Source organism: Mesorhizobium sp. M7A.F.Ca.US.006.01.1.1 (assembly GCF_003997935.1).
Lineage (GTDB): Bacteria > Pseudomonadota > Alphaproteobacteria > Rhizobiales > Rhizobiaceae > Mesorhizobium.
On record NZ_RZQL01000249.1, the window covers coordinates 1 to 9,981 of the forward strand.

Below are 9,981 nucleotides of genomic sequence, written 5' to 3' on the forward strand. Positions count from 1 at the left end.
GTAGTTTGGTGCAACCATCGGATAGTCCGGCGGCAAGCCCCATTTGGCCCGATAGTCGTCCGGGCTCAGGCCGTAGTCGGTTCGCAGATGCCGCTTGAGCGACTTGAACTTCTTTCCGTCCTCAAGGCAGATGATGTAGTCGGGAAACACCGACTTCTTCGGATTGACTGCCGGAACCAGGTTTGGAGTTTCCGCGACAACTGCACCAGCGAGCTTGCGAACCGAAGCACTGACGCTGGCAATCAACTCAGGCAGGCCGGAAGCCGGAAGAGGATTGTTGCCTACATAGGCCGAGACAATATCGGCCGTCAGCTCGATAACGGTCTTATCATCGATATTTGACAATTCTTTCACCTTATTTGCGACAAAATCCTCCACCCCAGCGAAGACTTGTGTCGATGTATCTCTTTAACCGCGTCCCCCAACGGACCGCCAAATCTCATAAAAGAATGAAGAATCGGCGAAAATAGCATTCATGCGAAATCGACGCCTTGCAAATTAGAAAATCTAATACTTGGAACCAGCAGACTTAGCGGCAGGACTTTCGTCCAATATCTCCAGAATACGCTTCCAGCGGGCGCAACGCGCGAAATCCTTTTGTTCTATCGCCTTTTCGGCCCTCATCGCGGCGTAAAGCGGCGCCTCGGCGCCGAATTCGGCGATCAGCCAATTCGCTTCCTGAATGGCCAGACGCTCATTCTCGTCAAACATGGTTTTCGGCCTCCGAACGTTCCACACCGACCGCGACACAACTGCCGATGACGAGAATGGCTCCGACAATGGCCGTCACCGTCAGCCGTTCGCCGGACAGGGTCAAAAGCAGGGTCGAGGCGATCGGCGTGAGATACGCGACCACCGCGACCCTACCGCTGCCTTCAAGCTTCAAGGCGCGCGACCAGAAATAGTAGCCCAGGCCCATCGGACCGGCGCCGAGATAGAGGCCGAGAGCCAGGTCCGCGCCGAGGGGCCAGGTGAAACCGTCGCGAGCGCACCACAGAAACGTCAAAGCGACGCCGATCAACGACGATGGCAACAACAGGCGATCGGCTGGGGTGGCGACCCGCCCCACCATGATCGAATAGAAGGCCATGCACAGCGCCGACCCGAATGCCGCGAGATAGCCGACCAGATCGCCCTCGAACCAGGATTGGTTGCGTCCTCCCGAAATCACCAGTGCGACGCCAATGAAGCCCACCACCGCGGCGAGACCTAACAGTGCCGGACGCCGCGGATTTTCCAAGGCAATGACTGCCGCCGCAACCATCAACGGCCAGGTGTAGGCCACCAGATTGGCCTCGATCACCGGCATCGAAGCGAAGGCGATGTATTGCAGCACCATGGTGCCGACCAGACCGACGAAGCCGACCGCGAGAGAGATGAGCGCCGCCCCGGCCGCGACCGGTGCTACTCTTTCCCGGCTCATCAATCGGACGGCCCGGCTCATCAATCGGATGGCGGCGAAGACGAGTGCTGCGCCTGCAAATTGCAGGAACTGGACCTGCGCCACCGGGTGACTGGCCAGCAGGGATTTGCCGACCAGGGCATTGGTGGACCACAACGCCACCGCACCGGCAGCGAAGACCAACGCGGATATCGAGCCGGATCCCTGCCGAAACAATCGGCATGAGACTCTATTTTGCTGTTCGACCATGATCCTGTCCGAAAACCGGTTCCGACTTTTCGGGATCATGGTTCATTACCATGATTCCCTGGCTCCGCCCGGAACCGGTGCCTCGACGGCGGTGGGCACGGGATGCTCCGCCTCGAACCGACGGTAGGCCGGCAGCTGGTTGGTCCAGACATCGTCGGCCAGTTCGCTGACCCACTCACGGTCGTGGTCATTGTCGGCGGCGAGATAGAACATTCTGTTGTCGTCGACATAGGGTTTGGCCACCGAGCGCTGGTTGAGCACCAGCGTGACGCGCTCGCCGAACCGGATCGGCGCGGTGCGATGCAGGACGCCCAGGAATTGCCCGAGCGTCGCGTAGTTCATCTTGTGATCGATGCGCATGACACTGTTGCGCGGGATCTCGCGGCCGGCTTCGAGAATGGCGCGGCCGGTTTCGGAGTCGTCGCAGTAGATTTCGAGGTGGCCGCCGACCAGCGGATTGCTGATCGACAGCGGAATGAGCTCGGTCACCGGAACGCCATCGCAATGCCACTCCACGGCGCCGTCGTCGGGATTCATGAAGGTAACCGTCGAGCCGACGATCGACAGCGGATAGGGCTCCAGCTTGGTGCCCATCATGTCGGACAGCCGCTCCAGGCGCAGCTTGTCATGCAGCAATTCCTTGATCTCGGGAATGAAGCGGTCGGCCCCGGTAATAAAGGTCAGATCGAGGTGCTTGTGCACGGCATGGCTGGCCTTGAGCTTCAGGGCAGCCTCCTCGATCGCGGCAAGCAGTGCCGGGTCATAGCCGTGCAGATATTGCGCGACACCGAAACTCGACACTTTCCAGGCGGTTTCATGGCCGATAATGGCCTCGCGGCTCATCGCATAACGCAGTTCGGGAATGGTATGGGCGTTCATTGTACTTCTCCAGGAGGGGGGCAACACTTGGTAAACAGTCGATTAATTCACCCACCCCTGTAAAATTAGGAATGCTGGTGCTAGTGTAAGCCAAGCTTAAGGTCGAAACCGTGCGTCTGCTCAGTCAGGTCAACCTCAATTCGCTTAAAATCGTGGAGAGTGCTGCGAGGCACGGTAATTTCACGCGTGCCGGCGAAGAACAGTTTATTACCGCATCAGCGGTCAGCCAGCGCGTGAAAAGCCTTGAGGATCAGCTGCGCTTCAAGATTTTCCAGCGCGGCGGCAATGCGGTGTCGTTGACGCCGGAGGGCGAGACCTATGTCTCGCGCGTTCGCGAGGCGCTGGAGCGAATCGTTGCCGCCAGCATGGAAGCGACGGGGCAATCGCAGGAGCATGTGCTAAAAATATCGGTGCTGCCGACCTTTGCGGCACGCTGGCTGTTTCCGCGCCTGCCGCTGTTCCAGCAGCAATATCCCGATATCGTGATGCGGGTCTCGACCTCCTACGCGACGCATGAGTTCACGGCCTCGGAATTCGATCTCGAAATCCGTTATGGCGACGGTCACTTTCACGGGCTGCAAACCGATCTGCTGTTTCGCGAAGACCTGACACCGGTGTGCAGCCGCAAGCTGTTCCACGAAGTTCTCGGCGATAAACGGCTGTCGAAGGTGACACCGGACGACCTCAAGCACTTCACGCTGCTGCATTCCGACACCTGCACCCAGAATTGGCAATCCTGGCTTGGCTTCGCCGGCGCCAGCTTCGTGCTCAGCGAGACCAAGAGCATCTATTTCGACTCGTGCATGATGTCCTACGAGGCAGCCAATTCCGGGATGGGCTTTGCGGTGGCCAACCGTGCCTATATGGCCAGCGACATCCGCGCCGAAAGGCTGGTGGCTCCCTTCGCCGTCCACCATCCGAACACGGCTGGTTGGTATTTTGTCTCTCCGCGGAAAGGCCTTGCCGCACGCAAGGTCCAGTTGTTCAAGCAGTGGGTAATGGCGGAAGCGGCTCTGACGCAGTGCCAGCTGGACAGCGAAATCAGGGGCGAAGCTTCGACGGCTGCCTGAACCCATCCGGTGCCGGCTGACCTCTAATGCAAAGACGATGCTGCAGCACAAAATGCAGCGATAGTCGGCGCAAGCTCTTCAACCTTCGGACTGACTACACAAAACGTCCTGGGAATCAGGCGAAAGCCCTGCCCTCCTCGGTCCGCTGGAAAAGCATCAGGTCCAACCCCAGGCTTGGCCGTCCCAGGGTGGTCAGGATCGTATGCGCCTGGCCGCGATGGTGGGTCTGGTGGTTGAAGACATGATCCAGCGCCGGCGCCAGCCTTTGCGAGACGGTGCGCATGTCCGAGACGGTCATGTAGGTGAAGCGGCCCGTCAACGCCTTGTCATTGAGGCGGCCGATCCAGTCGATGATCCTCCTGTCCTCGGCTTCACGCGCCGCTCGCAAGCCGGTCAACCCCCGATGCAGGATAGCGTCCAGTGCCGTCGGCGCGTCGCCCTCCCCGGTGAAGCGCTTCATCCAGATGCGGTCGGCAGTCAAAAGGTGGTTCAGCGTGCCCATCATCGAGCCGAAGAAAGCGCCGACATCGCGGTTGAATTCCTCATCATCGAGCTCCGCGGCGGCATCATAGATGCGGCCATTGGCCCATTGATTATAGGCCGCAAACATCATGAAATGCTGTCTCATGGCTTCCCTCGGCTCGCGTCGATACGGGGCCTACCTAACCCGCGAGGAAGCCGCCGCCAATGACCATTCTGCTCTATGACCTCGTCGGACGCGACAGCACACGTCCGTTCAGCCCGCATTGCTGGAAGGTGGCGATGGCGCTTGCCCACAAGGGGCTCGACATATCGACCGTACCGACGCGCTTTCTCGAGGTGCCCGCTGTCGAGGGCGGCGTTTCGAAAACCGTCCCGGTGATCCGCGACGGCGAGACGGTCCTCGCGGATTCCTTCGCCATCGCCCTCTATCTCGATGAAGCCTATCCGGACCGGCCGACGCTGTTTGGCGGTGAAGGCGGCAAGGCGATGGCGCGCTTCATCGAACGCTGGTCGCAAGTGACCATTCATCCCTACGTGACCACCGCGGCGATCATGGACCTTCATGCCATGCAGGACGCGGAAAACGCCGTCTATTTCCGCCAGAGCCGGGAGCAGCGTCTTGGCAAGCGGCTGGAGGAGGTGATGGCCGCCAGGGGGGCCGGGCTCGGCACTTTCAGAGCCTCGCTGGAGCCATTGCGCTCGATGCTCTTCTATCAGCCATTCATCGGCGGCGCGGCGCCGCTGTTTAGCGACTATATCGTCTTCGGCGCAATGCAATGGGCGCGCATAGCCTCGCCCTACCAACTGCTCGACGACGGCGACGTGGTGGCGCAGTGGTTCGCCCGCTGCCTCGACCTGCATGGCGGGCTGGGACGAAAGGTCGCCGCCGCGGCTTGACGCCGTAAAGCTTACTTGGCCGCCGCCTTCTTTGGCTTGCCGGCTTTCGTGGCAGCCTTTGCCTCCTTGGGGGCGGCTTTTGCCTTGGCGGCGCCAGCTGCCTTCTTGGTTGGCTTTTTGGCTGCCGACTTGCCCGCGGCGTCCTGCTGGTCGACATCCGCTGCCGCCTGATGCCAATGGCGCTCATGATGTCCAGCCGGCTGGCCCTCTTGCAGCCAGATCTGGTGCGCACGGTTGCGAATGCGTTCCTGACGATCGTCTGTCATGTCATGTTGTCTCCATACGGCCCGACCTCAGCGCGGCGCCGACACGCGACTATAGCAAGCAAAGCGTTGCTGTGCAGCCGTCTGATCGGGGCCGGCTTGCCGCAGAAACGCGCAGCCGTCCGGCCCTTCGCTCTCGCTCCCTGCCCTTCGGGCGTTCAACCCTTTGAAAGGTCCACTGGACCTTTCAATCCGCCCGGCGGACCGGGCTTTCACCGTTCGTCACTCGGAAAGCCGGGCAATTGGCTTTCCGTCCGCTTCGCGGACCGTTCCTCACCCCTTGGCAATGGGCCGGGCGGCTTGTATAGAGCCCGCCACTCTCAATTCCATTCTCAGACAAGGACGACCCATGGCGCTCGAACGCACATTTTCCATGATCAAGCCGGACGCGACCCGGCGCAACCTCACCGGCGCCATCACCAGGATGCTGGAAGAGGCAGGCCTGCGCGTCATCGCCTCGCGCCGGGTCTGGATGAGCCGCCGCGAAGCGGAAGGCTTCTATGCCGTCCACAAGGACCGTCCTTTCTTCGGCGAATTGGTTGACTTCATGTCGTCGGCACCGACCGTCGTCCAGGTGCTGGAAGGCGAGAACGCCATTGCCAGGAACCGCGAAGTGATGGGCGCCACGAACCCGGCCAACGCCGCCGAAGGCACCATCCGCAAGGTTCATGCGCTGTCGATCGGCGAAAACTCCGTGCACGGCTCCGACGCGCCGGAGACCGCGGCAGAAGAGATCAAGTACTGGTTCTCGGACACCGAAATCGTCGGCTGAGCCGACGATCCAAACCTTGGATTCCGTAAAAAAGGCCGGCGTTTCGCCGGCCTTTTTTACTGGGGTCAGCTGGCCGCGCTAAAGCGCAGGATCTCGCGGCCGTCCTTGTCAGATATGACGAGCTTGCCGGCATCGACACGGTATGACGCCGCCTTGGCCAGCGCATCGAACAGCGCCTTTTCCTCGGCCATCACCTCGGGCGCACAGGCCTTGTAGGTCGAACCGAGGTCCCTGATCGCGATCGTTTGGCCATCGAGTTTGGCAGTGGCGAAATAGGTGTTGCAGGGGCCGCTGCCGCCCGCCTTGCCGGCCTCGCTGACCCTGAATGTCGCTTGCGGGGCAGCAATGACGCCGATGCCGTCGACATAGTCGACCAGCCAGAGCTGATCGAAGACCGAAACCATGGGCTCGGCGCTCGGGGTGACCATCTTCAGCATGATGGTCTGCGGCACGTCGGCCAGCGGATCGACCTGATGGCGCATATCGGAGATGAACAGGAGCTTGTCGTCGACGGTGATGCGGGCTTGCAACGCGTAAGTCATCCGCGACCGGATGACGGAAGGGTCGAATTTGATCTCGAAGCTGATCGGCACCTGGCCGGCCGGCTTCACTTTCTGCTCGCCGATGATGGTGGCCGGCGCATCGGCCAGCGACACATCGGCAAGTTGCACGGAGAGCACGGCACCGGGCGGCAAGGCAATGCGCTCGCGATAGATCACTTCGCCTCTCACGGAATTTTCGGCGGCAACAGACAGCTCCGGTACGGCCAATATGCCGACGACCAGAGGCACGAAACCGAAGATGAAGAACTCCGCGATCCTGTCCAGCATGACCATCTCCCTCGCCCAGGGCTGCCAATGCCTCGGGCTGCCAATGCCCCAGGCTGACCAATTCCGCCAATTGGCCAAAGGATTGCGGTCAATGCATGGCTGCGGCGGATCTTATTCGGAGGCTTTCCAGCGTTGCGCGGCCGTTGCATCGGCTTCCTTGGCCTCGACCCAGCCACCCTCCGAGCCGTCAGCCCGATGCTCCTTTTTCCAGAAGGGCGCGCGCGATTTCAAATAGTCCATGAGAAAGTTCGCCGCCTCGAACGCCGCCTGGCGATGCGCCGAGGCCGTCACCACCAGCACGATGTTCTCGCCGGGCGCGATCTTGCCGTGGCGGTGGATGGCGGTGATGCCCTGCAGCGGCCAGCGCTCGACCGCCTCAGCAGCGATGCGGGCGATTTCTGCTTCGGCCATGCCGGGATAATGCTCTAGCTCAAGCGCTGAGAGCGCGCCCTGCTCGTCGCGGCAAAGGCCGGAGAAGGTCACCACGGCGCCGATATCGGCGCGGCCTTGCGTCAGTCTGGCGATCTCGGCGGCGACGTCAAAATCTTGGCGCTGAATGCGCACGATAGGCAAGACCCCGCCGCTCATGTCAGCCCCCGGTCATCGGCGGGAACAGCGCGATTTCGCGGGCGCCCGCGATCTTCTCGCGGTGCTCGACATGTTCCTGGTTGATGGCGACGCGGATCACGTCGGGATATTGCAGCGCGTGCTCGTAGCCCTCGCCGCGCGATTTCAGCCAGCGCAGGAGATCGCCGACCGTCTCGATGCCAGCCGGCAAGTCGACGTCTTCCTCGGGCATGCCGATGCGCTCGCGCACCCAGGCAAAATAGATGAGCCGGGTCGTCATCTCACTCGTCCATGATGTGCTTGAGGCCGGCGCGGAAATAGTCGTAGCCGGTGTAGAGCGTGACCAGCGCCGCGATCCACAGCAGCACCAGCCCGGTCTGCGTGGTCAGCGGAAAGATCTTGTCGCCGGCCGGTCCGGCCAAGAGGAACGCTATGGCGACCATCTGGATCGCGGTTTTCCATTTTGCCAGCTGCGTCACCGGCACCGAGACTTTCAGCGCCGCCAGATATTCGCGCAGGCCCGAGACCAGGATTTCGCGGCACAGGATGATGATCGCCGCCCACAGCGACCAGCCGGCAATGCCCGCATGGCGATCGGTGTCGGCGGCCAGCAGCAGCAGGCAGGTGGCGACCAGCAGCTTGTCAGCGATCGGGTCGAGCATCTTGCCGATGTTTGAGGTCTGCTGCCAGGCACGCGCCAGATAGCCATCCAGATAATCGGTGATCGAGGCGAGCAGGAAGATGATCAGCGCCGACCAGCGGGCAAAGTCGCTCGACTTCAGATGTCCTTCGAGAAAAAAGCACAGCACCACCAGCGGCACCGCGACGATGCGGGCGTAGGTGAGCATGTTGGGCAGGTTGAACGCGCGCTTGGCCATGTCTGGGAAACTCTTTCTGCCTGCCTACTCAAATCAGATGCGAATGTAGGGGGTCAACAGGCCAGATTCGACAGGCCAGATGAAAGTGCCGGATTTTTCAACTCTCGTGGAAGTGATTGTAGACCAGTTTCGCCACCTGTTCGGAAATTCCGTCGACTTTCCGCAGATCCTCAATGGCCGCGCGGCTGACCGCCTTGGCGGTGCCGAATGCCAGCAGCAATGCCCGTTTGCGGCCGGGACCGATGCCGCTGATCTCATCAAGTGGGCTCTTGACCATCTCCTTCTTGCGGCGAGCCCGATGCGAACCGATCGCGAAACGGTGGACCTCGTCGCGCAGGCGCTGGACGAAATAGAGCACGGGGTCGCGGACCGGCAGCGAAAATGAGTCCCTGCCTTTGACGAAGAAACGCTCGCGGCCGGCGTCGCGGTCCTGGCCCTTGGCGATGCCGATGGCAACCACGCGGTCCTCGATGCCGAGATCCGAAAGGATCTTGCGCACCGCCGTCATCTGGCCCTGGCCACCGTCGATCAGGATGACATCGGGCCAGGCCGGGAAGCTGCCGGAGATATCGTCCTCCATATCGTCTGCCGAACCATCAACTGCATCCCCAGCCGGGACATCGCCATGCTCCTTGAGCAACCGCGAAAAACGTCGCTCCATCACCTCGCGCATCATGCCGAAATCGTCGCCAGGCGTGATCTCGGTCGAGCGGATGTTGAATTTCCGGTACTGGTTCTTCACGAACCCTTCCGGCCCGGCGACGACCATGGCGCCGACGGCATTGGTGCCCATGATGTGCGAATTGTCGTAGACCTCGATGCGCACCGGCGGCTTGGCCAGGCCGAATGTCTCGGCGAAAGCGGCAAGCAGGCGTCCTTGGGTGGAGGTTTCAGCCAACCGGCGTCCGAGCGCCTCGCGGGCGTTCTGCAGGGCGTTGTCGGTCAGGTCCTTCTTCTCGCCACGCTGCGGCACGGAGATCACGACCTTGCGGCCAGCGCGAGTGGAGAGCGCCTCGGCCAGCAGTTCCTGATCCTCGACGCCATGCGACAGAAGAATGTTCCGCGGCGTCGGCTTGTCGTCATAGAATTGCGCCAGGAACGAGCCCAACACCTCGGCTGCTTCCAGCGCCGGATCGGCCTTGGGGAAATAGGCGCGGTTGCCCCAGTTCTGGCCGGTGCGGAAGAAGAACACCTGGATGCAGACCTGGCCGCCTTCCTGATGGATGGCGAAGACATCGGCTTCGTCGACGGTCGCCGGATTGATGCCCTGGTGGCTCTGCACATGCGACAGGGCCGCCAATCGGTCGCGATAGATCGCGGCGCGCTCGAAATCGAGAGCTTCCGACGCCTGCTGCATGGCGGCCGAGATTTCCGTCTTCACCTTCTGGCTGCGGCCGGACAAGAAGTCCTTCGCTTCGCCGACCAGTTCGGCATAGTCCTGATGCGAGACCTCGCCGGTGCAGGGGCCGGCGCAGCGCTTGATCTGATAAAGCAGGCATGGCCGCGTGCGGTTTTCGTAGAAAGAGTTGGTGCAACTCCTGAGCAGGAAGGCACGCTGCAGCGAGTTGATGGTGCGGCCAACGGCACCGGCCGAAGCGAAGGGGCCGAAATAGTCGCCTTTGCGCGAGCGCGCGCCGCGATGCTTGTAGATGCCCGGCGAGACATGGTCGCCGGTCAAGAGGATATAGGGA

General features: G+C 61.6%; 14 protein-coding genes. 3 read left to right on the plus strand and 11 right to left on the minus strand.

Annotated elements, in window-relative coordinates; all coding sequences use genetic code 11:
• The 4 genes from EN943_RS30350 to EN943_RS37805 all read right to left on the minus strand — a co-directional run.
• The coding region (locus tag EN943_RS30350) for a MucR family transcriptional regulator (protein ID WP_127415801.1) at nucleotides 1-345 on the minus strand (345 nt) is incomplete at its 3' end.
• A 162-nt stretch (nucleotides 346-507) separates the two neighbouring features.
• Entirely contained in the window at nucleotides 508-711 is a 204-nt protein-coding gene (locus tag EN943_RS30355; RefSeq protein ID WP_127415790.1) for a hypothetical protein, read from the minus strand.
• Nucleotides 704-1,651 carry a DMT family transporter gene (locus EN943_RS30360; protein ID WP_127415791.1) on the minus strand — a complete coding sequence of 316 codons (948 nt, stop codon included), beginning with the start codon at nucleotides 1,649-1,651 and terminating at the stop codon, nucleotides 704-706. The genes EN943_RS30355 and EN943_RS30360 overlap by 8 nt, the downstream gene beginning before the upstream one ends.
• A 45-nt stretch (nucleotides 1,652-1,696) precedes the next feature.
• Entirely contained in the window at nucleotides 1,697-2,530 is an 834-nt protein-coding gene (locus EN943_RS37805) for a hypothetical protein (protein ID WP_164778459.1), read from the minus strand.
• 110 nt (nucleotides 2,531-2,640) lie between these two features.
• Between EN943_RS37805 and EN943_RS30375 the strand changes: the two genes are divergently transcribed.
• Nucleotides 2,641-3,600 carry a LysR substrate-binding domain-containing protein gene (locus tag EN943_RS30375; RefSeq protein WP_127415792.1) on the plus strand — a complete coding sequence of 320 codons (960 nt, stop codon included), beginning with the start codon at nucleotides 2,641-2,643 and terminating at the stop codon, nucleotides 3,598-3,600.
• Between the two features lie 115 nt (nucleotides 3,601-3,715).
• Here the strand turns inward: EN943_RS30375 and EN943_RS30380 are convergent, their stop codons facing one another.
• On the minus strand, nucleotides 3,716-4,228 hold the full coding sequence (locus EN943_RS30380; RefSeq protein ID WP_127415793.1) for a DinB family protein: 513 nt from the start codon (nucleotides 4,226-4,228) through the stop codon (nucleotides 3,716-3,718).
• A 59-nt stretch (nucleotides 4,229-4,287) separates the two neighbouring features.
• On the opposite strand from EN943_RS30380, the gene EN943_RS30385 reads away from it, so the two are divergent.
• On the plus strand, nucleotides 4,288-4,980 hold the full coding sequence (locus EN943_RS30385) for a glutathione S-transferase family protein (protein WP_127415794.1): 693 nt from the start codon (nucleotides 4,288-4,290) through the stop codon (nucleotides 4,978-4,980).
• Nucleotides 4,981-4,991: 11 nt separating this feature from the next.
• On the opposite strand, the gene EN943_RS30390 is transcribed toward EN943_RS30385, so the two are convergent.
• Nucleotides 4,992-5,246: a DUF2934 domain-containing protein gene (locus EN943_RS30390; protein WP_127415795.1), complete on the minus strand. Its 255-nt coding sequence runs from the start codon at nucleotides 5,244-5,246 to the stop codon at nucleotides 4,992-4,994.
• Nucleotides 5,247-5,592: 346 nt separating this feature from the next.
• On the opposite strand from EN943_RS30390, the gene ndk reads away from it, so the two are divergent.
• The gene (gene ndk / locus EN943_RS30395) at nucleotides 5,593-6,015 is read left to right on the plus strand and encodes a nucleoside-diphosphate kinase (RefSeq protein ID WP_127415796.1); all 423 of its coding nucleotides are present in this window, start codon (nucleotides 5,593-5,595) and stop codon (nucleotides 6,013-6,015) included.
• A 65-nt stretch (nucleotides 6,016-6,080) separates the two neighbouring features.
• Here ndk and EN943_RS30400 read toward each other — a convergent pair whose 3' ends face one another.
• From EN943_RS30400 to uvrC, 5 genes are all read right to left on the minus strand, one after another.
• Nucleotides 6,081-6,845: a YbaY family lipoprotein gene (locus EN943_RS30400; protein WP_127415797.1), complete on the minus strand. Its 765-nt coding sequence runs from the start codon at nucleotides 6,843-6,845 to the stop codon at nucleotides 6,081-6,083.
• A gap of 111 nt (nucleotides 6,846-6,956) precedes the next feature.
• Nucleotides 6,957-7,433, minus strand: coding sequence for a molybdenum cofactor biosynthesis protein MoaE (locus tag EN943_RS30405; protein WP_127415798.1), 477 nt, complete (start codon nucleotides 7,431-7,433; stop codon nucleotides 6,957-6,959).
• A gap of 1 nt (nucleotide 7,434) precedes the next feature.
• Nucleotides 7,435-7,692 carry a molybdopterin converting factor subunit 1 gene (gene moaD, locus EN943_RS30410; RefSeq protein ID WP_127415799.1) on the minus strand — a complete coding sequence of 86 codons (258 nt, stop codon included), beginning with the start codon at nucleotides 7,690-7,692 and terminating at the stop codon, nucleotides 7,435-7,437.
• Between the two features lies 1 nt (nucleotide 7,693).
• Nucleotides 7,694-8,290, minus strand: coding sequence for a CDP-diacylglycerol--glycerol-3-phosphate 3-phosphatidyltransferase (pgsA, locus tag EN943_RS30415; protein WP_023673449.1), 597 nt, complete (start codon nucleotides 8,288-8,290; stop codon nucleotides 7,694-7,696).
• Nucleotides 8,291-8,387: 97 nt separating this feature from the next.
• The coding region (uvrC, locus tag EN943_RS30420) for an excinuclease ABC subunit UvrC (protein ID WP_127415800.1) at nucleotides 8,388-9,981 on the minus strand (1,594 nt) is incomplete at its 5' end.